The sequence below is a fragment of the Patescibacteria group bacterium genome (assembly GCA_040387855.1).
Taxonomy (GTDB): Bacteria; Patescibacteriota; Minisyncoccia; order Phycocordibacterales; family JAKAEA01; genus JAZKCY01.
On sequence record JAZKCY010000001.1, the window covers coordinates 89,754 to 113,078 of the forward strand.

At 39.2% G+C, this 23,325-nt stretch carries 25 protein-coding genes; 19 read left to right on the forward strand and 6 right to left on the reverse strand.

The features are described from left to right. Window positions 1-34: 34 nt before the first annotated feature. The 3 genes from V4519_00515 to nusA are packed head-to-tail and all read right to left on the reverse strand — an operon-like array spanning window position 35 to window position 2,854. Entirely contained in the window at window positions 35-1,099 is a 1,065-nt protein-coding gene (locus V4519_00515) for a trigger factor (GenBank protein MES2436472.1), read from the reverse strand. Between the two features lie 10 nt (window positions 1,100-1,109). Further along, a complete protein-coding gene (locus V4519_00520) occupies window positions 1,110-1,646 on the reverse strand; it encodes an inorganic diphosphatase (GenBank protein MES2436473.1) in 537 nt (178 codons plus the stop codon). A gap of 5 nt (window positions 1,647-1,651) precedes the next feature. Beyond that, on the reverse strand, window positions 1,652-2,854 hold the full coding sequence (gene nusA / locus V4519_00525; GenBank protein ID MES2436474.1) for a transcription termination factor NusA: 1,203 nt from the start codon (window positions 2,852-2,854) through the stop codon (window positions 1,652-1,654). A 193-nt stretch (window positions 2,855-3,047) separates the two neighbouring features. Here nusA and V4519_00530 point away from each other — a divergent pair, with 193 nt between their 5' ends. The 8 genes from V4519_00530 to V4519_00565 are packed head-to-tail and all read left to right on the forward strand — an operon-like array spanning window position 3,048 to window position 11,304. Next, window positions 3,048-4,802, forward strand: coding sequence for a GspE/PulE family protein (locus V4519_00530; protein MES2436475.1), 1,755 nt, complete (start codon window positions 3,048-3,050; stop codon window positions 4,800-4,802). A gap of 1 nt (window position 4,803) precedes the next feature. Then, on the forward strand, window positions 4,804-6,021 hold the full coding sequence (locus tag V4519_00535) for a type II secretion system F family protein (GenBank protein ID MES2436476.1): 1,218 nt from the start codon (window positions 4,804-4,806) through the stop codon (window positions 6,019-6,021). Further along, window positions 6,005-6,478, forward strand: a complete 474-nt coding sequence (locus V4519_00540; GenBank protein ID MES2436477.1) for a prepilin-type N-terminal cleavage/methylation domain-containing protein — start codon at window positions 6,005-6,007, stop codon at window positions 6,476-6,478. The genes V4519_00535 and V4519_00540 overlap by 17 nt, the downstream gene beginning before the upstream one ends. A gap of 1 nt (window position 6,479) precedes the next feature. After that, window positions 6,480-6,968: a hypothetical protein gene (locus tag V4519_00545; GenBank protein ID MES2436478.1), complete on the forward strand. Its 489-nt coding sequence runs from the start codon at window positions 6,480-6,482 to the stop codon at window positions 6,966-6,968. Then, window positions 6,968-7,486: a hypothetical protein gene (locus V4519_00550; protein ID MES2436479.1), complete on the forward strand. Its 519-nt coding sequence runs from the start codon at window positions 6,968-6,970 to the stop codon at window positions 7,484-7,486. The genes V4519_00545 and V4519_00550 overlap by 1 nt, the downstream gene beginning before the upstream one ends. Then, window positions 7,483-9,393 carry a choice-of-anchor R domain-containing protein gene (locus V4519_00555; protein ID MES2436480.1) on the forward strand — a complete coding sequence of 637 codons (1,911 nt, stop codon included), beginning with the start codon at window positions 7,483-7,485 and terminating at the stop codon, window positions 9,391-9,393. Before V4519_00550 ends, V4519_00555 begins: the two co-directional genes overlap by 4 nt. 18 nt (window positions 9,394-9,411) lie before the next feature. Continuing rightward, the gene (gene tpiA, locus V4519_00560) at window positions 9,412-10,185 is read left to right on the forward strand and encodes a triose-phosphate isomerase (protein MES2436481.1); all 774 of its coding nucleotides are present in this window, start codon (window positions 9,412-9,414) and stop codon (window positions 10,183-10,185) included. Between the two features lie 3 nt (window positions 10,186-10,188). After that, a complete protein-coding gene (locus tag V4519_00565) occupies window positions 10,189-11,304 on the forward strand; it encodes a phosphoglycerate kinase (GenBank protein MES2436482.1) in 1,116 nt (371 codons plus the stop codon). A gap of 20 nt (window positions 11,305-11,324) precedes the next feature. Here V4519_00565 and V4519_00570 read toward each other — a convergent pair whose 3' ends face one another. Further along, a complete protein-coding gene (locus tag V4519_00570) occupies window positions 11,325-11,693 on the reverse strand; it encodes an HIT domain-containing protein (GenBank protein ID MES2436483.1) in 369 nt (122 codons plus the stop codon). Between the two features lie 29 nt (window positions 11,694-11,722). On the opposite strand from V4519_00570, the gene recJ reads away from it, so the two are divergent. From recJ to V4519_00590, 4 genes are all read left to right on the forward strand, one after another. Beyond that, window positions 11,723-13,435, forward strand: a complete 1,713-nt coding sequence (gene recJ, locus V4519_00575; protein ID MES2436484.1) for a single-stranded-DNA-specific exonuclease RecJ — start codon at window positions 11,723-11,725, stop codon at window positions 13,433-13,435. Window positions 13,436-13,498: 63 nt separating this feature from the next. Continuing rightward, window positions 13,499-13,921 (forward strand): hypothetical protein, encoded by a 423-nt coding sequence (locus V4519_00580; protein MES2436485.1) that lies wholly within the window; start codon window positions 13,499-13,501, stop codon window positions 13,919-13,921. A 39-nt stretch (window positions 13,922-13,960) separates the two neighbouring features. After that, the gene (gene rnhA, locus V4519_00585; GenBank protein MES2436486.1) at window positions 13,961-14,689 is read left to right on the forward strand and encodes a ribonuclease HI; all 729 of its coding nucleotides are present in this window, start codon (window positions 13,961-13,963) and stop codon (window positions 14,687-14,689) included. A gap of 44 nt (window positions 14,690-14,733) precedes the next feature. Further along, entirely contained in the window at window positions 14,734-16,254 is a 1,521-nt protein-coding gene (locus tag V4519_00590; protein ID MES2436487.1) for a ComEC/Rec2 family competence protein, read from the forward strand. A gap of 243 nt (window positions 16,255-16,497) precedes the next feature. On the opposite strand, the gene V4519_00595 is transcribed toward V4519_00590, so the two are convergent. Continuing rightward, window positions 16,498-17,094, reverse strand: a complete 597-nt coding sequence (locus tag V4519_00595; protein MES2436488.1) for a Fe-Mn family superoxide dismutase — start codon at window positions 17,092-17,094, stop codon at window positions 16,498-16,500. A 464-nt stretch (window positions 17,095-17,558) separates the two neighbouring features. Between V4519_00595 and V4519_00600 the strand changes: the two genes are divergently transcribed. Both V4519_00600 and V4519_00605 read left to right on the forward strand, forming a co-directional pair. Beyond that, window positions 17,559-18,425, forward strand: a complete 867-nt coding sequence (locus tag V4519_00600; GenBank protein ID MES2436489.1) for an MBL fold metallo-hydrolase — start codon at window positions 17,559-17,561, stop codon at window positions 18,423-18,425. A gap of 23 nt (window positions 18,426-18,448) precedes the next feature. Next, a complete protein-coding gene (locus V4519_00605) occupies window positions 18,449-18,754 on the forward strand; it encodes a MazG nucleotide pyrophosphohydrolase domain-containing protein (protein ID MES2436490.1) in 306 nt (101 codons plus the stop codon). Between the two features lie 44 nt (window positions 18,755-18,798). Here the strand turns inward: V4519_00605 and V4519_00610 are convergent, their stop codons facing one another. Further along, on the reverse strand, window positions 18,799-19,041 hold the full coding sequence (locus V4519_00610; GenBank protein ID MES2436491.1) for a bL28 family ribosomal protein: 243 nt from the start codon (window positions 19,039-19,041) through the stop codon (window positions 18,799-18,801). A 62-nt stretch (window positions 19,042-19,103) separates the two neighbouring features. Between V4519_00610 and V4519_00615 the strand changes: the two genes are divergently transcribed. The 5 genes from V4519_00615 to fusA all read left to right on the forward strand — a co-directional run bounded on the left by V4519_00615 (window position 19,104) and on the right by fusA (window position 23,302). Further along, the gene (locus tag V4519_00615; protein ID MES2436492.1) at window positions 19,104-19,709 is read left to right on the forward strand and encodes a site-2 protease family protein; all 606 of its coding nucleotides are present in this window, start codon (window positions 19,104-19,106) and stop codon (window positions 19,707-19,709) included. A 72-nt stretch (window positions 19,710-19,781) separates the two neighbouring features. Then, the gene (gene rpsL, locus V4519_00620; GenBank protein ID MES2436493.1) at window positions 19,782-20,195 is read left to right on the forward strand and encodes a 30S ribosomal protein S12; all 414 of its coding nucleotides are present in this window, start codon (window positions 19,782-19,784) and stop codon (window positions 20,193-20,195) included. Between the two features lie 12 nt (window positions 20,196-20,207). Next, complete coding sequence (gene rpsG / locus V4519_00625) at window positions 20,208-20,678, forward strand: 30S ribosomal protein S7 (GenBank protein MES2436494.1); 471 nt, start codon at window positions 20,208-20,210, stop codon at window positions 20,676-20,678. 65 nt (window positions 20,679-20,743) lie between these two features. After that, window positions 20,744-21,070 carry a hypothetical protein gene (locus V4519_00630; protein MES2436495.1) on the forward strand — a complete coding sequence of 109 codons (327 nt, stop codon included), beginning with the start codon at window positions 20,744-20,746 and terminating at the stop codon, window positions 21,068-21,070. Between the two features lie 81 nt (window positions 21,071-21,151). Then, on the forward strand, window positions 21,152-23,302 hold the full coding sequence (gene fusA / locus V4519_00635) for an elongation factor G (protein ID MES2436496.1): 2,151 nt from the start codon (window positions 21,152-21,154) through the stop codon (window positions 23,300-23,302). Window positions 23,303-23,325: the final 23 nt, after the last annotated feature.

The following is a 23,325-nucleotide window of genomic DNA, read 5'->3' on the forward strand; positions in this document are numbered from 1 at the left end:
AAAACTCTGGATTAACTCCAGAGTTTTTTATTTGTTATTTCTGCTCTTCAAGAAACTTAACTGTCTTTTCAATTCGCATCATATGCTCAGTATAAAGTCGTGCGCGTAGGGGATCAACTTCTTTATAATGACTAGTGATATGTGCTACTTCTTTATCAACGATTTCTTTATCAGCATCAAGCTTTTCAGTCTTTGCAATTTCTTCAAGAATTAAGTTGAGCTTTGCTCGCTTTTCTGCATCAGGCATCCAATCTTTCTGTAGATCCTCTGGAGTTTTCTTGATGTGTTTGAGATAGTCATCAATCTTTAATCCTACACCTTGTACATCAGATTCAAATTGAGCAAACATTCGGTTTAATTCGTTTTCAATAAGTGCCTGAGGAGGTTTTACATCAGTTTCAGTAACAAGCTTCTCTAAAACTGCAGTTCGCTTCTTATCTTTTGCCTTGTTTGTTTTTTCAACAATCATGTTTTCTTTTGCTTTCACTCGGAAGTCTGCAACGTTTTCAAAGTTACCAAGTTTCTTTACAAATTCATCATCAAACTTTGGCTTGAATGTATCAATTTCTTCATCTGTATGATTGTGAGAAGCATCATCTTTGTGAGCTCGATGAAATTCATTATGAGCATGCTGCTTCACAATTTCTTCAATCACATTATCAATTTCAGGATCTCCAACTTCAATTGCTTCGTCTTTTACAGACATTTCTTTTTTCGCAATCTTTTTGTAATCAGGAAGTTTAAATTCTGGAATTACGTCAATGAGCACTTTAAACTCAAGGGGATTGCCTGGTGCTAATTTTGTAATAGAAATTTGAGGACGACCAATATAATTTGGTACATTCTTTTCGATAATTTCAGGCACTACAGCTTTAAGGGCAAGCTCTCCCGCTTCTTCTAAAATTGCTACTTCACCCACACGCTCAATAAGAACTTTCTCAGGAATATGACCTTTTCGGAAGCCTGGAATATCTACTCGTTCGTTGAGTTCTTTAATAGCTTTCTTGCGGAAAATGGCAAGCTTATCTGCTGGAATAGAGCCAGTAATTTCCATTTGAGAATTCTCTGCTTTTGATACTTTGATGTGTTCGTAATTCATATATACCTGCTTATTTACTGAATTTCTGCTTATAGAGTTCAACTGACTTTGTAACTGCATCGAGGGCCTCTTTCTTTCCCATGATTCCTTTAATTTCTACTGGAGCAGGTTTACCTTTAAGTGCTTTGTAGGTTTCAAAGAAGTGGGTGAGTTCTTTAAGCGTATGCTTGTTTATATCAGCAAGATCTTGTACATCATCCCATCGCTTGTCATCTACAGGCACTGCAATAACTTTGTAATCTGATTCACCTGAATCAATCATTTCCATTACAGCTACAGGGCGTACTTTTACGAGAATTCCTGGAGAAAGTGGAAATGTTGTAAGAACAAGTACATCGAGTGCATCGCCGTCTTCCCAAAGAGTCTGAGGAGCAAAGCCGTAGTCTGTTGGATAGGGAGCATATGAGTAATTTGCTCGATCGAGGGCAATAAGTCCTGTCTCTTTGTCGATTTCGTACTTATTGAATGATCCCTTTGGAATTTCAATAATAGTATTAAATTCTTCAGGTACATTTTTACCTAGGGTTACATCGTGCCAAAGATTCATATGATTTAATTATTATCTTTTAAGAAGTTGGGAAGTTCAGGTACTTCGTCGATATCTGCATGAACTCCTGCCGCTGCAGTTCCAATATTATCTCCCTTAACTGACTGAATATCAATTCTCCAACCAGTAAGTTTTGCTGCAAGTCGTACGTTTTGTCCACCTTTACCGATAGCGAGTGATTGCTGATCTTCAGAAACTTGTACTTGAGCCGTCTTTGTTTCTTCGTTTACTTCAACACTCATTACTTTTGCAGGTGAAAGTGCATCTTCCACAAATCGCTTTGTATCAGAAGACCATTCGATAATATCAATCTTTTCTCCGCCAAGTTCACTCATAACCGTAGAAACTCGCACTCCTCGCTGACCTACAAGAGATCCAACAGGGTCAATATGACCATCATTTGAGTGCACAGCAATCTTTGTTCGTGATCCGGCTTCTCGAGCTACTGCTTTAATTTCAATAGTGTTGTTTGCAAGTTCTGGGGCTTCAGATTCAAAGAGTTTCACTAAGAATTTTGGATGTGATCGTGAAAGTCGAAGGAAAATACCTCGTGGAGTTTCTTCTACTCGGTATAAATAGGCTCGAATTCGTTCTCCTTGTCGAAATCGTTCACCAGGAATCTGTTCTTCATAGGGAAGAAGTCCTGAAGCACGGCCCATATCAATGAAAATATTACCTCGTTCAATTCGCTGTACTGTTCCAGAGACAATTTCTCCTTCTCGTTTACCGAATTCACCTAACACAGACACTTTTTCTGCTTCTCGGATCTTTTGGATGATAACCTGTTTTGCAGTTTGAGATGCAATACGGCCATAATCATCCTTCATTTCAAGGGGAAAGACGATTTCTTCGTCAATTTGGGCATCTTTCTTAATTCTTCGGGCATTATCAAGGAGAATATGATGTTCTTGGTTAAACACAATCTTATCTGGCTCACCTTCAGCAATTTCAGGAATCTCAGGCAAAGTACCATCTTCATTTGGCATGATGATGTCTTTTGGATCAACAACGATCTTAACCTGGAGGAATTCAGTAGTTCCAGTGTTTAAATCGAATTTAGCCCGAACAATCTGGCCTTTTTTACCATAATCCTTTCGGTATGCAGTAGCAAGCGCAGCTTCGATAGCTTCTATGATTTTCTCACGTGGAATACCTCGCTCTTCTTCAAGCTGGTCTAAAACTGAGTGAATTACCTTTAAATCGAACATATTTTTATAATTATTTCTCTATTAAGTTGTAGCCCTTTAACAAAACGAGTCCGCCGTGAGGCGAACTAGAATATGAATATAATATGGCTTTTGAAGCTATTTGTCAAATAATATCCGCAATACTCTATATATAGATGTTATACACACCCTTAATTACAGCAAGCTCTGATATACTTATCATACGCCTATTTCTATGCACATTGAAGACGGACAATTATTAGAATTCATCTTAGATTCTGGATTAGTATCCCGAACGGATATTGAAGCTGCTAAAGCTGAAGCTAAGAAGACAAATGCTTCAGTTGGACATGTTCTTGTGGCTCAAGGAAAAGTCACAGATGACGAATTACGCCGGATGCAGGCTTATGTTTTGGGTATTCCATTCGTTGACCTTAAAGGACAAAAGCTCAATTTTGAGGTTCTTTCAATGATTCCTGAGCCGATTGCCCGAACTCACAATGTTGTAGCCTTTAAAGCGACTGAGGATACGATGGAGGTTGCCATGCTTGATACTGAAGATCTTTCTGCTATCGACTTTATTAAAAAGAAGACGCGACTACGCATTTTGCCTCGACTTACTGATAATGAGTCAATGAAATCGGCTCTTTTGCAGTATCAAAAGACCCTTAAAGCTGAATTCGGAGATATTATTCAAAAAGAAGCAGGAACACTCAAAACAATTGCTGAAAAATCAGCTGATGGTAATCAAAGTGAAAGCGATTTAAAGAAAATTGCTGAAGATCTACCCGTAGTTCGAGTAGTAGACACACTTTTAAAGCATGCGATTTTACAAAATGCATCTGATATTCATATTGAGCCTCAAGAGACAGAGGTTATTGTGCGATATCGAATCGACGGAATGCTTAGAGATGCCATGGTATTGCCTAAAAGTGCTGGAGCCTCGATCACGGCTCGTTTGAAGGTGCTATCAAATCTAAAGCTCGATGAAAAGCGTTTGCCTCAAGACGGACGTTTTAAAGTTGAGGTAAATAACGAAAAAGTATCTTTTCGAGTTTCAATGCTTCCTGTGTATTACGGAGAAAAGACTGTAATGCGATTACTTCGAGAAAATGTATCAGGTTTTACGCTTGAAGTCTTAGGTTTTCACGGACGAGGGCTTGAGCAAATTCATGCAGCAACGCAACTTGCCAGTGGAATGATTTTAACAACTGGGCCAACAGGATCTGGAAAAACCACCTCTCTATATACCGTGCTTGATATTTTGAATACGCCAGATGTAAATATTTCAACTATAGAAGATCCTATTGAATATCAAATGAAACGCGTAAATCAAACACAGGTAAAACCTGAAATTGGATTTACATTTTCTTCAGGACTTCGATCTCTTGTGCGACAAGACCCGGATATCATTATGGTGGGAGAAATTCGAGATAATGAAACAGCATCTTTGGCTATCAATGCTGCTCTTACAGGTCACTTGGTGCTTTCAACCCTTCACACCAACTCTGCAGCTGGTGCTATTCCGCGATTAATGGATATGAAGGTTGAACCGTTTCTTATCGTTTCAACTGTGAGTGTAGTTATTGGCCAGCGACTTATTCGAAAATTAGTTGGAGAAAAAGAACAATACTTCTTATCTCCAGCAGAATTAGAACGACTACAAACTATTATCAATATGGATAATGTGTTGAATGTTCTTAAAGAAGAAAAAGTTGTTGATGCAAAAGCTACATGGAATACTGTGCCTTTCTATCGACCAAAACCTGGCACAGATCCGGAAGAAAGCTTTAAAGGCCGAATAGGTATTCACGAAGTTTTAAAGATTACAAATACTATTCGTGAACTTATTTTGCAAGGTAAAACGGCACAAGACATTCAGGCACAAGCACAGAAGGAAGGGATGATTACGATGATTGAAGACGGGATTTTTCAAGCTGTGCTTGGAAGTACGACAATTGAAGAAGTCTTCCGTGTAGTTAGTGAATAATATGGCAACATTTAAAGTACGAATAATTAATGCAACAGGCGAGCATCTTGAAGAAACCGTTCAGGCTTCTGATCAAGCTGCTTTATATGCAATTATTCGAGAGAAGGGAGAAACCCTTGTCGCCGCAGAAGAAGTGAATGATTCACAAAAAAAAGCAGGATTTAGTATTCCATTTATCTCACGCAAAGTTAAAACTCGAGATAAAATAACTTTTGCTCGAAATTTAGGATCTATGATTGAAGCAGGTCTATCAATGGCACGTGCATTAAATGTCATCGAAAAACAGACTCGACAGAAAAAGTTTAAAGATATTATTGCCTCTATAACAAAGAGCATTAGTCAGGGGCGTACACTGAGTGAAAGTATGAAAGATTATCCTGGGGTCTTTAATAATTTGATGACATCAATGGTGCGAGCCGGGGAAGAGTCAGGATCTTTAGCTCAAGCATTACGAATGATTTCAAATCAGATGGAAAGTTCGTACAAACTCACTCAAAAGATTCGAGGTGCTCTCATGTATCCAGCGGTAATTCTTGTTGCGGTTGGAGGTATTGGAGTGTTCATGCTTACGTATGTTGTGCCAACACTCTCAGCAACATTTAAAGAAATGAATGCCGAATTGCCAGCTTCAACAAAAATGGTTATTGCTGCCAGTGATTTTTTGAAAGACCATTATTTTATTGTTGCAGGATTATTTATCATTGTGGCATCAGCAGTTTATATGATGCTTAAGAGTGTTAAAGGAAAGCGATTTTTAGACTGGGCTTTTTTACGAATTCCAGTCATTGGTGTGATTGTAAAACAAGTAAATGCAGCGCGAACTGCTCGTACATTATCATCGTTACTTACAGCAGGTGTAGATGTTGTTGTCGCAACTCGAATCACTGCTGATGTGTTGCAAAACTCATATTATAAAGAAGTATTAGGTATCGTAGAAGAAAAAATTCAAAAAGGAGAAACAATTGCCCATGTCTTTAATGGCCGTGAGGATTTGTATCCATCGTTCGTTGGTGAGATGATATCAGTAGGGGAAGAGACGGGTCAGCTAGCTCCTATGCTTTTGGGTGTAGCCAATTTTTATGAATCAGAAGTAGATCAAAAGACAAAAGATATGTCATCGATCATTGAGCCGTTTCTCATGGTATTTATCGGTCTTGTAGTGGGATTTTTTGCCATTACGATGATGAGTCCAATTTACTCACTTGGAAACAATCTTTAATAAAAACAAAAAAGGTTTCTCACTCATAGAACTCATTATAGTTCTTGCGATAATTAGTATTCTTACATCAATTATTATCACTGGCCTTAGTAGTTTTAATCGAAAAGAGGCACTTGAAAAAGATACTCAGGTTGTAGTGGATATGTTGCGTCAGGCTCGAAGTCAGACACTCGCTTCACATAATGCGAGTCAGTACGGAGTATATTTTGCAACAAGCTCAATTACTCTATTTACAGGAACTACTTACTCAGCAGTAAGTTCATCAAATAATGTATATACATTCAATCCACAAGTTTCAATTTCAAACATAGGTCTTACTAGTAGTAGTACTAGTATTGTATTTTCTCGTTTGAGTGGAGAAGCATCTCATACAGGGACAATCACACTTTTGTCCCCAGCTACTTCTAGTCCAAAAACTGTTACAATATATGCAACAGGATTAGTTGAATCTAATTAACATGCAGCGTCATTTTCGTAACCGTGGAATGGGTCTAATCGAAATTGTAATCGGTTCTGCAATTATCGTGACAGGAATACTCTCACTTATCTCTGCGTTTGGTATGTATATCTCATATGCGCTTGCACATCAAAGGAATGTACAAGCCGCATATCTTGCAGAAGAAGGTTTAGAAGCAGTTACATATCTTCGTGATAAAAGTTGGACAACAAATGTTCAACCGCTTTCCACAACTACAACCTATTATCTTGCATGGGATACATCAGCTGCATACTGGAAGGCAACTACCACTATGCAATATATTGATGCTGAATTTTTAAGAACATTCGCAATAACAGATGTTGTTCGAGATAGTAACGGCCGAATTGCAACCACTGGTACGTATGATGCTGATACAAAAAAAATTACCGTAAATCTCTCATATCGAGAAGGAAAGGCAACGACAACAAAAAGCATGACAACGTATATAGCCGATATTTATAGCAATTAATGCATAATTTATTTCATAAAAAAACAAGTACAGGATTCTCACTTATAGAAATGCTTATTTACATAAGTATTTTATCGGGAATATTCATAATAATAGTGAGTGTGCTTGTCTCTTTTAGTGCCTCATATCGACAAGTTTCGGCATTGCGAGTACTTGAGCGTTCTGCCATTACTGCAATGGAACGAATGACTCGTGATATTCGAGCAGGAACACAAGTAAATGATGGCTTAAGTACTATGGGAAGTTCGCCTGGTGTGCTTTCAATTACGCAAACTCAAAATAGCGTTTCTACAACTACAAGATTTTATATATCAGCAAATAGTGTAAAGATGGATGTGAATAATGCCTATTATGGGCCGCTCACCGGTTCTGATGTAACGGTAACTTCATTGATATTTAGGAAGCTTACAAGCAGCTCTACCGACGCCGTAAAAATCGATATGACATTACAGGCAACAAAAGGGAATGTGACCAAATCAAAGACATATCATTCAACAATTATTTTGAAAGGATCATGATAAAGCTTCATTCATCACATGCTGGGTTTGCAATGCTTACAGCAGTTATCTTTTTCTTGGTCATATCTTCTACGATAGTATTAGGAATCGCTACACCAATATTAAAGCAAGTAAAAATTGCTCAAGATACTGTCCGATCAAAAGAAAGTTTCTATCTTGCAGAAGGTGCACTTGAGGATGCGTTTTATCGTGTTCAAACAAATAAGAGTCTTGTGTCTGGTGACACTGTTGTTGTAAATGGCTACACTACAACTATTGCGCTTACGACAACATCAAATGGAAGAATTATTGAGACTACAGCAAATAGAGGTGGAATAGTTAGAAAGATGCAGGCACAGCTCATTACCGGCGAAGGAGCATCATTTAATTATGGTATCCAAGCAGGAGTAGGGGGATATGTGATGAGTGGAGGCGCCAGAATAAATGGAAACGTTCAAGCTAATGGATCTATTCTTGCAACTGGAAGTGTAAATATTACTGGTTCTGCAATTGCTGCAAATAGTGCTGCCTTAAATGCAGATCAAACAAATGATTCTCCATCAACAATAGCAACCTGTACTACTTCAAACTGTATTTCTTTTAGAAATGTTACAGCTTCTCAAGATATTGCTCAGAGTTTTACTGTATCAACCTCTTCACCGTTAAATAAAATACAGTTATATATTAAAAAAGTAGGAACACCGTCTGATGCCACCGTGAGAATTGTAACTGACAGCAGTGGTTCACCAAGTACTTCAAATATGCTTACCTCAAACGGTACGCTCGCAGCTTCACAAGTAACTACTTCATTTGGATGGGCAGAAGTAAGTTTCCCTTCAAATCCAGTACTAGATCCAACACAAACGTATTGGTTGGTTCTAGATAATAGTACACAAAACGCAAGTAACTATTATAGTATTGGTGCGAATTCTTCATATGGATCAGGGAAAGAAGCAAAAATCGGTCGTTATGGGACAAGTTGGACAACTACCACTCCATCTGGCTTAGATATCTATTTTAAAATGTACCTTGGAGGACTTAATTCAGTAATTGGAGGAGATACTTATGCAGGAGGAGTTACAATTGGTGGAGAAGCTTGGGCAAATACTGTGCAGGGAGCATCTGTAACAGGAGCCCTTTATTGCCAGACTGGAACATATAATAATAAAACATGTAATACCTCGAAGCCCGATCCATCTCCTTCTACATTTCCAATATCTGATGCAAATATTGCTGATTGGAAAGAGCAATCTATAGATGTTGGTACAGGATGGACATACTCAGGTAATCTTACAATTGGATCGGCAGGTACTACAACAACTACACTAAAGCGAGTTACCGGCAATTTGCTTATTAACGGAGGAGGGACAGCTGATTTAACAGGTGTGATTGTAGATGGAAGTGTAACAGTGACCTCTGGAGGAACATTGAAAGCTGGCCCTATGAAAGTTGGGGGAAACTTTACTATTGGGTCAACTGGACACGTAATTAAAGGGACAACGTGGGTAGTCGGAAATATTACTGTTTCAAGTGGAGCTTCTGTAAGCCTTGCTTCAACTTACGGATCAAGTAGTGGGGTAGTAGTAACTGATGGTTATATAGATCTTGATGGTGGAGGAAATTTTGCAGGTTCTGGAACAACAGGAAGTTTCCCTTTGTTGGTAACTACAAGTATTTGCCCGGCGGCTTCATATTGTGGAACACATAATGCGGTAGATCTTGGTGGAGGTGCTGGAGCTGTAGTTTTAAATGCACAATGGGGAACATTGAGTATGACCGGTGGAGGAGGTGCTAAATCTCTTGTTGCTGAAAAGATCGTTATAAACGGAGGTGCAACCGTAACGTACGAAACAGGACTTGCTGATATGAGCTTTACAAGTGGCCCATCTGGTGGCTGGAATATATCGAGCTGGAAAGAAATACAGTAAACCTGGTACAATGCTCAAATGACAAAGAGCAAGAAAAATTCAAAAAAGATTATTGTCGCTAATTGGAAAATGAATCCTGCGACTCTTAAAGATGTTGAAGCGATTATTAAAGGAACGGTTGGAGCGACAAAGAAATTATCAAATGTAACTACCGTCGTTTGCCCGCCATTTGTATACACTCAATATGTCCTTTCTAAGAATGGAAAGGGAATAGTTGCTATTGGCGCGCAAAATATCTCAACAGAACAAAAAGGATCTTATACTGGTGAAGTAGCTGCTCCAATGCTTGCTGGTTTGGGAGTAACTCATACTATTATCGGTCACTCAGAACGACGAAAGATGGGTGAAACAGACGAAGCGGTAAATAAAAAAGTTCTTGTAGCTCTTGCCTCAAAAATTACTCCTATTATTTGTATTGGTGAAACAACTCGAGATGATGAAGGTAAATATTTAAGTGTTATTAAAGATCAGATACATCAGGCGCTTAATGGAGTTTCAAAGGCAAATCTTTCAAAAATAGTTATTGCATATGAACCTGTATGGGCGATTGGTGCTGCAACGGCAATGGACGCTCATGATATTCACCAAATGAGTATTTTTATAAAGAAGACATTGATTGAGTTGTATGTAACAAAGTCAGTATCAGTTCCACTACTTTACGGAGGTGCAGTGGAACCTGGAAACGCATTGGGCATTATGAAGGATGGAGAAGTGGATGGTTTGCTTGTGGGACGACAAGGACTTGATCCAAAGAGTTTTGGAGAGATTCTCGCTATTGCTAACTCTATCTAATATATGGAATATAAAACACTTAAGGACATTGGTGATATTAAGGGAAAAAGAATACTTGTACGATTTGATTTTAATGTCCCGGTACAAAATGGCGCTGTAGTTGATGATTTCAGAATCAGAAAGGCTATTCCCACATTAGATTTTTTGGTGAAAGGTGGGGCACGTATTGGAATTATTGCTCATATCGAAGGAGAAAGTGATTCATTAAAACCAGTATATGAAGTACTTAAAAAGACACATCCAGTAGAATTTTGTGAAGATTGTGTAGAAGAGGGAAAGGATAAGCTTGCAGCTCTTCCTGAAGGACGAATAATATTATTTGAAAACCTTCGATTGTATGATGGTGAGAAAAAAAATGATCCAGACTTTGTAGAAAAGCTTGCATCTATTGGGGAATTATATGTAAATGATGCATTCTCTGTATCTCACCGAAAGCATGCGTCTGTTGTTGGTGTTCCTGCATTTCTTCCAGGGTATCTTGGCTTTCAGTTTGAAGAAGAAGTAGAGAATCTTACTAAGTGTTTCAATCCACCACATCCATTTTTGTTTATCTTAGGAGGTGCAAAATTTGATACTAAGCTTCCTTTGGTAGAAAAGTTTTTACCAATTGCCGATACAATATTTATTGGTGGAGCACTAGCAAACGATTTATTCAAAGCAAAAGGCTTTAATGTGGGAACTTCATTAGTATCAAAATCTGACATTAATCTTTCAGGATATGCAGTAGATCAAAAGATCATGCTTCCTGCTGATGTTGTTGCCGTATCTGAAACAGGTACTGCAGAAAAACAACCAAATGAGCTGTCTGATAATGAAGCAATGCTTGATGTTGGTGAAATGACCTTGGTGCAGCTTCAGGAAAAAATTAAAGCGGCGAAGTGTATCTTATGGAACGGACCACTTGGAAATTATGAGAAGGGGTACAAAGAACCAACGCTACGTTTGGCTCGAATGATTTCTGAAAGTGATGCATTAACCGTGGTGGGAGGAGGAGATACTCTTGCTGCAATTATGGATCTTAAAATAGAAGATAAATTTAGTTTTGTCTCAACGGGAGGAGGAGCGATGCTCGACTTTCTAGGAGCGGGGACACTTCCCGGACTTCAAGCCTTAAAATAATATAGCAAAAAGCACTCTCACTAGAGTGCTTTTTTAATCTTTTCTGCATTTTCTTCAAATGCTTGAGCATCACCTTTGCCTTTCATTTCAGGAACACTCGGGAAGACCCAAATATGAGCATGGGGCACTTCATCTCCCATAATCTTGCTCCATACTGCTTCTACCCCAAAAGCCTTCTTCTGAGCCACAGCAATCTTTTGTGCTACTTCAAAGTATGCTCCCGCGTTTGGCACATCCCACACCCATCGGTAATGATCTTTAGGAATTACTTGAACATGACCAGCAGATTGAGGGTGAATATCTAAAAAGGCAAAAAACTGATCATCTTCATATACTTTATGAGACGGTATTTCACCACGAATGATTTTACAAAAAATACAAGTGTCCATGGGTATCATTATAATGCTAAAATGCCTGGATGAAAAAGTATGTAGTACGTAATGACATTCCTAGAGACATTGATCAAGCTCTTCTAGCATATCCAGAACTCATACGAAAATTACTCTATTATAGAGATGTTACAACTCCTGAAGCTGCACATACATTTTTAAATCCAAATTTTGAGACTGGAGTGCATGATCCATATCTTCATAAAGATATGGATAAAGCGGTAGAACGAATTTTACGGGCGATAGAGAACAACGAAAAGGTACTTATCTATAGTGACTATGATGCTGATGGAATTCCTGCTGCAGTTATTATGCATGACTTTTTTAAGGCTATAGGTTTTACAAATTTTGAAGTTTATATTCCACATCGTCATACTGAAGGTTTTGGACTTCACTTAGAAGCAGTTGATAAATTTAAAGAACAGGGCGTTAATCTCATGATTACATTAGATTGTGGGATCGTGGATGTTGATGAAGTAAAAAGTGCAAATAGCTTTGGAATAGATGTGATTATTACTGATCATCATGAAGCTGGGCCCGAGCTTCCTCCTGCGTATGCAATAGTAAATGCAAAACAGAAAGATTGTGAATACCCTTTTGATTATCTGTGTGGTTCTGGTGTGGCGTTTAAATTAGTCCAGGCAGTTTTGAAGAAAAAGCGTTTTGATCTAAAAGAGGGAGCTGAGAAATGGTTTTTGGATATGGCAGGATTGGCAACGCTTTCAGATATGGTGCCACTTCATGGTGAAAACAGAGTACTTGCATATTATGGCCTAAAAGTTTTGAGAAAGTCCCGCAGGCCAGGTTTGATTAAGCTTCTTTCTATCATGAAGATGAATCAGGCATATATTACAGAAGATGATGTGGGCTTTATGATAACACCACGTATTAATGCTGCATCTCGCATGGGAATTCCTAAAGATGCGTTTATGCTGCTTTCTGAAACTGATGAACCTACAGCACATGGTTTTGCTAAGCATCTCGATGAAATAAATAAAGAACGAAAAACACTAGTTGCTACGTTGGTAAAAGAAGTAAAAAAGGTCATGCTGGAACGAGAAGAACATTTTAGAAATCAGAGAGTGATTGTTTTGGGAAACCCTGCATGGCGGCCTGCAATTTTAGGATTGGCTGCAAATACTATTGCCGAAGAACATAATAAACCGGTCTTTTTGTGGGGAAGAGAGGAAGGAGTTCATATTAAAGGATCATGCCGATCTGATGGGGTTTCAGATCTCACACAAATTATGGCTGGTGCACGCCATGCATTTATTGATTGTGGAGGGCACAAAATGTCGGGAGGTTTTTCAGTGGATCATGAAAAGATTCATCATTTAGAAGAAGCATTAGTTAGCTCGTTTGCGGCAATGAATACGGCCAAGCTTGAACCAGAACCAGAAATGCTTGATGCTGTACTTACCCTCGATGAGGTAACATGGCAGCTGTATAATCATATAGAAAAATTAGCACCCTTTGGAATGGGTAATCCAAAGCCCACTTTTTTGTTTCCCAAAGTTACTATTTCTGGGGTAAAGATGTTTGGGAAACATCAAGAACATCTTGAGCTTTCGTTCAAAAATTCAAATAATAAAATAATTAAATCTATTGGCTTTTTCATGAAACCTGAAGATTTTGCAAATACTCCCAAAGAAGGGAAGAATATCGATCTCGTGGCTACACTTGAAAAGTCTATGTTCGGAGGAAAAACAGAATTACGGATGAGAATTGTAGATCTAATCTAGTTGCTCAAATATTTCTATTAGGTATAGTTGTCGAGGTTCAGAAGTTCCAACCGGAGAGACCGCATGGCAACTGTTCTTAGTGCGATTGATGTCGGAAGGGTTCCCACTGGCATCGACGATCGGAAGCTCGTGCTCGGGATTCTCACATACCTCGTTCCTAGTGCAATATTCACGGAGGTAAGTCTCCTGAAGGTTCTTGGCGAGGCAGCCGGAAAGTACAGTGGTTCGATGTTCATTCCGTTTCGGATCGGTCCGGAGCAGACCAGCTCGCGGCGGATGACCGAGATCGTAAACGGGCTTACCGGGCAGGGCTACTTGCAGAGATGGGGTAAGCCCACACAGCTGATGTGCAAGTCGAAGGTTGCCCAAGAGACGCATGTCTTGAGGGCACCTTTCAACCCGACACAGCAGCGGGCGTTCGGTGAGATCGCTGCGCGAATCGTGGAGCTCGCAGAGAACAAGAAACCAGCAAAGCAAGGGGGCTAACAGCTCTCTTTTTTTATTGATGCTATACTATCTTCAATTATGAATACGAAAGAAATAATTATTTATACCGACGGCAGTTCATCAGGTAATCCAGGTCCTGGGGGATGGGGAGCAATTGTTGCAACACCTGATGCAAATGTTAGAGAATTAGGAGGACGAGAAAGTCACTCAACAAATAATCGAATGGAACTTCAAGCCGCTATTCAAGCTTTGAAGCATGTAAAAAATTTTCAATCACCAGCAGTAATCCATACCGACTCGAGTTATGTGATTCAAGGAATTACAAAATGGGTGCATGGCTGGGTTAAGAATAATTGGCGGACTGCAACTAAAACTGAAGTCATCAACAAAGATTTATGGCAAGAACTTTTTAATCTAGAAAAGAGTAGAAGTTCACATAGCACGACAACCTGGCGACATGTTTCAGGACATAGTGGAGTGCCTGGAAATGAACGAGTAGATGAAATCGCAACAGCATATACATTTGAAAAAGAAATTAAATTATTCAATGGAGCGGCAGGTGATTACAAGGTAGATATTTTTACTATTACTCCAAACAGAGTAGTGAAACAAGTAAAAGATTTTAAACGCGCGCATTCAAATGCAAAAGCATATTCATACATCAGCATGATAAATGGAGAAATCAAAACTCATCGCACATGGGCAGAATGTGAAGCTCGAGTAAAAGGTAAACCAGCAAAATTTAAAAAAGCACTTTCACGTGAAGATGAGGAAACTATAATTGCCTCGTTTAGAAAATCTAAATAATTTCTTTAAGAAAACTTTATCTCGAAAGAGATAAAGTTTTTCGTATGAGGCACTCGTTATTGCTTCCAGTAATTTTTGGATTCATCTCTGGTGTACTCATTCGTTCGTTTGTTCGCATAGAGAATGGTGTGTGTTTTATTTCGGTCGGCATATCTATATTAATTTTGATATGGATGTATTTTACGCATCAAATTCACGAACGACGAAATGTAAAAGTTTATTCGCACACGTCGCTCATCATTGCGTTGGTGATGAGTGCGTGTATTGGAATAGTTCGGTACAACATTTTTGAACATGACAGTGGTGATGCTGTTTTGAAAAGTTTTGTTGAACAGAAAATAGAAGGGAAGGGAGTAGTTGTGAGTGATCCAGAAGAGAGAAGCACATCAGTTAGACTTATTTTAGAGTTACGAGAATTGGGTCAAGAAAAACTGATAAAGCCGACAAAGATTCTTGTTTCAGATTTTCCATACTCACGTGTCGCATATGGTGACGAAGTTCAGATTAAGGGGGTGCTTCAAGAGCCTGAAAATTTTGAAGGAGATACAGGCAGAGAATTTAACTACATTTCTTTTTTAGCAAAAGATAAAATATTTTACATCATGCCTCAAAGTCAGGTGGAAATTATTTCTCATGATAATGGAAATGCTGTTGCCAGTTGGCTACTAGCACTCAAGAAAAAATATATACATTCGATTGACCAAGCAATACCATTTCCCGAATCGCGACTTGGAGCAGGAATCACCATCGCAGGCAAACGAGCACTACCAAAGTCAGTGGAAGAAGATTTTCAAAAATCCGGAACACTTCAAGTAGTTGTACTTTCTGGATACAACATGACGATCGTTGCCGAAGGAATTATGATCATCTGTGCTTCACTACCTTTTATTATTGCTTCTTCACTTGGGATTCTTGGAATCGTGTTATTCACCATTATGGCGGGAGCATCTGCTACCGTGGTGCGAGGTGCAGTGATGGCAATCTTAGTAGTATTCTCAAAACTTTTTCATCGACGTTACACAGTCACTCGGGCACTGTGTATTACTGGATGCGGCATGGTTGTAGTAAACCCGATGCTTCTCGTATTCGATCCATCATTTCAATTATCGTTTCTTGCTACTATCGGGCTCATCTATGTTTCACCAATTGTTGAGAAACACATGCATTGGGTTACAGAACGTTATAAATTGCGAGAAATCAGTACTGCCACAATTGCAGCTCAATTATTTGTTACACCGTTTCTTCTGTATACATCAGGAGTGTTTAGCGTAGTTTCATTACCTGCAAATGTTCTGCTTACGTTAGTTATTCCACTTACTATGCTCGTATGTTTCATAACAGGTATGGTGGGTATGTTTGTTCCGTTACTCGCAACGTTACTTGGGTATCTCGCATTTGTCTTTTTAAGATACACTCTCACAACAGTGCACATATTTGCGGCACTTCCGTTTGCATCCGTTACTCTTCCATTCTTCCCTTTGTGGTTACTAGTAGTGTCATATGGTTGTTACGCAGTGATCATAAAAAAGTTTTACGAAAATGTAGCTCGGGATGAAACATACTAATCAATGTTTTTCTTCACAAAAAAAATTGGTCGGGGGAGAGGTGAAAAATAAATAGATGGCTAATATAAACAAAATAAACTTTTGATAAAGAAAACATAAAGTGATGTGTAACGGTACTCACAACTATCCATAAAAATACAAAATGTCGGGGGAGGGGGTGCTAAGTGCCGTGTGACATAAAAAAACAGACGCCCCTCATCATGAGGAGCATCTGTTTGGTTACACAGCAGTTGTGTAACTTGTTTAGGCTTGTGATGCCTTCTTAAAGTTTTCTTCAATAATTTCCCAATTAAGATTTTCGAAAAACGCATCAACATATTTTGCTTTTGCTGTTTGATAGTCTAGATAGAAAGAGTGTTCCCACATATCGAGGCCGAGTACGAGGGGAAGGCCATTGAGCTGACCAAGGTGCTGCTCATCAACCCATGCGTGTGTGAGCTGCTGCATGTGAGGATCCCAGTACAACATTGCCCAACCGATTCCTCTTGTCATAGCAATTGCCTTAAAGCCGACAAGCCATGCATCAAATGAGGGAGCTTGTTTCTCGATCTGAGATTTTAGGAGTGATCCTTGAGGTAGAGGTTTTGCTCCTCCTTCAAGAGACTTAAAATAATATTCGTGATTTCGAAGTCCATTGAACTCGAAACTAAAACGTCGCTGGAGTTCACTGAGGACATAGGCATTTTTTTCTGAGTCACTCATGTATTCACCAATCTTGGTAAGGATGAGGTTTGCATGTTTTACATACCCTGCGTAGAGCTTCAAATGCTCCTCAATGTTTTTTGCTGAGATTCCTTTCAATTCACCGATACTGAATTTTTGTTCTTGGTACTGATTCATGTGCGTGAGCTAATTGGTAATGGGTATATCCTAACAGACTCTCACAAGAAAGAATACTTTCACTTTTATTTTTTAAAAAATGTGATATCCTCGCACAGAGGGGAATCACTTCACGTTCTTGGGAGATAGGATGTCTCTACCACATACCGACGACCGTTCATTTCGGCTCAATGCCTGGTCATTGGCACTCCTAGCGAGTGCAACCAAACGCGAGCGACACGGCAGCTTCGATGTTTGCGGTGAAGGAAAAGAAGATCTCTTCACCTATAAACTCGAGGATGGCCGTGAAGTTCACGAACTTGTGACCACGCCATCAACGCAGGGACCGCTCGCAATTATCGGACTCTTCGATGCGAACGGTAGGTTGATAGAAGAGTCGACAACTTGGTCTCAGACCACAAACTCTCACGCCTAGGCGTGAGCTTTTTTATTTTTTCTTCATCTCCATTTTTTATACTTAGTGAGTGAATACATTAAAAGAATACTCAAGAATAATTTTTGTAAGCCTTTTATTACTTTCAAATATTTTTATTTGGTATGTCTATCTGTGTGAAAGAAATTCTGGAGAGGTGACAGTATCGTTTTTAAATATTGGACAGGGTGATGCAATCTACATCCAGTCGCCAACAGGTAATCAAATTATGATTGATGGTGGACCACCTCATGCAGTGCTTGGAGAATTAAGAAAAGTAATTCCATTTTATGATCGGTCACTCGATATGCTTTTAGTAACCAATCCTGACACCGATCACTATGCAGGATTCATCGATGTACTAAAAGGATATGATGTGAAATATGTTGCAGAGCCAGGAACATATTCACCCTCACAAACATATAAAGTTTTTAAAGAAGAAGTCGCACATGAACATGCTTCAACCACACTCCTGAAAAGAAATATGATTATCCATTTGGGAGGAGGAGCAGATCTTCACATTTTGTATCCAGATAAAGATGTCTCAAAAGAGACAACTAATGATGGGTCAGTCCTTGCAAAATTAGTGTATAAAAATAATGAAATTATGTTCACTGGTGATGCTCCAAAAAGTTCTGAAGAATATTTAGTAAGTTTAAATCCACATGATTTAAAAAGCGATGTGCTTAAAGTCGGTCACCATGGTTCTAAGACATCGTCATCAGAGAAATTTGTAGAGGCTATTAATCCTAGGTTCGCAATAATTTCAGCAGGAGAGAAAAATAGGTACGGACATCCGCATTCTGAGACAACTGATGTTTTTAAAAAACTCGGTGTGCCTGTTTTCGGTACTTATGAGCATGGAATGATTACCTTAAAACTTGATGGAATAAACGTTGCGACATCATTTGAGAAATAAAAAGATGAGCGTATAGTTATGGAATGGAACGCTATCAACAAGAACTTGATCAATGGTTTAAAGATAATAAGTGGGACTACTGGAAGCCACATGAGATATTAGCGCGGCTCTTTGAAGAAGGAGGTGAATTCGCTCGATTAGTAAATCACACGTATGGTCCCAAAAAGAAAAAGGCTACTGAGCTAGAGCAAGATGTCGAAGAAGAGTTGGGTGATATTATCTATACACTAATTTGCTATGCAAATAGTCATAACATTAATTTAGATACTGCTATTCGGAAAAGCTTTGATAAAGTTATTACACGAGATAAAGATAGATATTCACAATAATTTAGCCAACAAAAAATCCCCGGAGAGGGGATTTTTTGTTTCTTCTATAATACTCCTGCTTTCTTAAGTGTTGCGTATGCTCCGTTCTTGTTGATCGTCTTGATTGCTTTAGTTGAAAGGGTCAAGATGATGTGTTTATTCATTTCAGGAATAAAGATCTTCTTCTTTTGAAGGTTTGGGTACTTTCGTACTTTTCCAGTTGGATTGTACTGAGTTGCTCGAGTTCGGTTAGAGTATCCTCCACCCATTCGAGATCCTATTTTCATTACGGGACAAGTCTTTGCCATATATGTGGTAAGTTAGTGCAAATGATAGTATCATGAGGTTATAAATAACGCAAGACAGAGCAATGGAATTAATCATTATTTACATCATTATCGTTTTAATGTCGGTTGTCATTCACGAAGTAGCTCACGGCTATGCTGCTGATGTGCAGGGAGATCCCACAGCAAAATACGAAGGTCGACTTACGTTAAATCCATTAAAACACTTAGATCCGATAGGTTCTGTGCTTGTTCCAATTGTTACTAGTATTGCAGGGTTTCCTTTTGGTTGGGCAAAACCGGTACCTTATAACCCTTATAACCTCAGGAATCAGCGATGGGGAGAGCTTTTTGTGGCTCTAGCTGGGCCATTATCTAATATTCTCATAGCATTGTTTTTTGTAGTCTTTATACGATTAGAGATTGGCAATATAGTATTTATGAGTCTTGCTCAACAAATTATCATTGTGAACCTTGGTTTGGCGCTGTTTAATATGATTCCCATTCCACCACTTGATGGCTCAAAGGTGCTTTTTGCATTTCTACCATTTAAATGGATGCATATCCGCCGACAGCTTGAACAATATTCAATGATTTTGATCCTTATACTGATTCTTGTCCCTACATTTGGAAATATCCTTGGATCTGCTATACTTTACCTAACACAGGTGTTAACAGGATTGAATCTGTAGGCGTATTTTAAAGCAGTTTGCTTGCTTTTTTAAATCGCCTGTAGTACAGTACTGTCTACATTTTTAATAAATATGCCAACAGTAAATCAACTCATCAAACGAAACCGACAGAAGGTTGTGCGAAAGCCAAAAGCTATTGCATTACAACGTTCTTTCAACACGATTAAGAACCGACCTGTATATTTCCCATCTCCTTTTAAGCGAGGTGTATGCACAAAGGTAACAACAAAGACTCCTAAGAAGCCTAACTCAGCGGTTCGAAAGATTGCCCGAGTACGACTTACCAACGGAATGGAAGTTACAGCCTACATTCCAGGAGAAGGACACAACCTTCAGGAACACTCAGTAGTATTACTTCGAGGAGGAAAGGTAAAGGATGTTGGTATTCGATACACTATTGTTCGAGGCGTTCTCGATACTGCAGGCGTTGAAAAGCGACGAAAGGAGCGATCAGCATACGGAACTAAGAAGCCTAAGACTAAATAACATTAATTAATCATGCGACGAAAACTTAAAAAGAAGCATATTCTTCCACCAGATCCTATCTATCACTCAGAAAAGGTTGCTAAATTGGTGAACTGCGTAATGGAAATGGGTAAGAAGAATGCAGCTCGAAAGATTGTCTACGGAGCTTTTGATGTTATTAAGGAAAAGGCTAAGGTAGAAGATCCACTTATCGTATTTGAAGAAGCGCTTCGAAACGTAGGACCAGCAATGGAAGTACGATCACGACGAGTTGGAGGTGCAAACTACCAGGTTCCTCGAGAAGTTCGACCGGAACGAAAGCAAGCACTTGCTCTCCGATGGATTATCGACGCAGCACGAGGCAAAAAGGGCGCTCCTATGGCTCAAAAGCTCGCTGATGAACTCATTGCAGCATCAAAGAATGAAGGTGAAGCTATCAAGAAGCGTGAAAACACTATCAAGATGGCCGACGCTAACAAAGCATTCGCCCACTTTGCTTGGTAATCTCCTGAAATTTAGATATCCCCACACAAAACCCCGATTTCTCGGGGTTTTGTTATACTTGAGGTATGAAAAACCTACCATTCCGCTATAAATTTGGATTAATTACATTAGCTCTGTACTTAATGATTGCTGGATTGCTGATAATCACTCATTTTGCGACGGTACAAAACGTAGATGGATTAGGTGATTTCTCTATGGCAGGCTTCGTTCTACTAGTAATATCTCTTCCGGGAATACTTTTAGCTACAGGTTTTCCGTCTTTGGGTATTATTATGGGTGTTTTAGGTAATACTATTGCATATTTCTTGGTTGGATATGTAATTGGTTCAATTAATGATGTATTAAAAAAGCGAGAACTAACTTTAATTCGACAACCTGAGGATATAATATAGACTTTTCGCTTTGTTTATATTACAATCACCCTTACTTATTAAGAGGCCACACCTCAAAATTTTTATTATCAATCAGTTTATATGCAAAGAGACTATCCGTTAGAAAGAGTACGTAATTTCGGTATTATTGCCCACATCGACGCAGGTAAGACCACTACGTCAGAACGAATCTTGTTTTATACAGGAATGAGCCATAAAATCGGTGAAGTTCACGAAGGAGAAACAGTTACCGACTGGATGGAACAGGAACGAGAGCGAGGTATTACTATTACCGCCGCTGCTATTACTTGTTTCTGGAATCCTTCATACATGGGAGATGATGTTTCAAAGAAGCATCGTTTCAATGTTATTGATACTCCTGGACATATCGACTTTACCGCAGAAGTGAAGCGCTCATTGCGAGTACTCGACGGTGCCGTAGTGGTATTTGACGGTGTGGCAGGTGTAGAACCTCAATCAGAAACCAACTGGCGATATGCCGATGACGACAATGTGCCTCGAATCTGTTTCATCAACAAGCTTGATCGAATGGGTGCAAGTTTTGATCGATCATTCCAATCTATTATTGATCGACTCAATCCAAACGCAGTTCGAGTTCAAATTCCAATTGGAACTGAATCAGATTTCGAAGCTGTTATCGACCTTCTCAAAATGAAGGCCTACTATTTCGAAGGAGATATGGGTATTAAGATCATCGAAAAAGAAATTCCTGAGGATTACAAGGCAGAAGCAGAGAAATATCGAGCTATTCTTGTTGAAAAGATTGCAGAACAAGATGACGAGATGCTTACAGCATACCTTGATGGAAAAACTGACTTTCCTATTGATCAATTGAAAGCAGTTCTACGAAAGGCTTGCCTTCAGGTAAAGCTTATTCCGGTATTTACTGGATCTGCCCTTAAAAACAAGGGAGTTCAGCTTGTACTCGACGGAGTTGTCGATTATCTTCCAGGTCCAAAGGATGTTCCTCCAGTTCGAGGTCTTGATCCAAAGGATGGAACTACCGAAATCTTCCGAAACGCCTCAGATGAAGAACCTTTTGCCGCTCTTGCATTCAAACTTCAAAACGATCCATTCGTAGGTCAGCTTACCTTCTTCCGAGTATATTCAGGAACAATTGAAGCAGGATCTTATATTTACAACGCATCTACTGGAGATAAAGAGCGTTTAGGCCGAATTGTACGACTTCAAGCAGATAAGCGAGAAGAAGTGAAAAAAGTGTTTGCTGGAGAAATTGCCGCAGCCGTAGGTCTTAAAACTGCAAAAACTTCTCATACCTTCGCAGATGAAGCAAATCCTATTATTCTTGACCCTATTAAGTTCGTAGAACCTGTGGTTTCACAGCGAATCGAGCCTAAAACAAAGGCAGATCAGGAAAAGATGGGTACAGCTATGAAAAAGCTTTCTGACGAAGATCCAACCTTTAAGATCAGTTCAAATACAGAAACAGGAGAAACTATTATTTCAGGTATGGGTGAATTGCACCTAGAAATCATGGTTGATCGAATGAAACGAGAATTCGGCGTAGAAGCAAACGTAGGTAAGCCACAAGTGGCATATCGAGAGACCATTACTGGTACTTCAGAGGCTGAACACAAGTACATCAAACAGTCTGGAGGTAAAGGTCAGTACGGACACGTTCGAATCACTCTTAAGCCAATGGAGCCGCTTGTAGAGGGTGCTAAGATGCCAAAGAACGTAAAGCGATATGAAGACTTTGAATTCATCGATTCTATTAAGGGAGGAGTTATTCCACAGGAATTTATTCCTGCAGTAGAAAAGGGAGTGCACGAAGCTATGGATCGTGGAATTCTCGCAGGATTCAAGATGGTAAATGTTTCTTGTGAACTTACATTCGGTTCATACCACGATGTGGACTCTTCAGAACTCGCATACAAGATTGCAGGATCTCAGGCCTTCCAAGACGGTGCAAAGCGTGCAAAACCTGTTATTTTGGAGCCTATTATGAAAGTAGTGGTTACAGTTCCACAAGAATTTTTTGGAGATATTACTGGAAGTCTTTCAGCAAAACGAGGTCTTATTGAAGGAGATACTGAGCGCCCAGGAGGACTTAAAGTTATTACTTCTAAAGTACCGCTTTCAGAAATGTTCGGATATGTAAGTCAGGTTCGATCAATGACCAAGGGACGAGGAAGTGTAGATATGGAATTTAGTAACTACGAAATCGTGCCAGGAAACGTAGAAAAGACTATTATCGAAGCTCGAAAATAGTAAAAACTAAGTAAACAAATAAA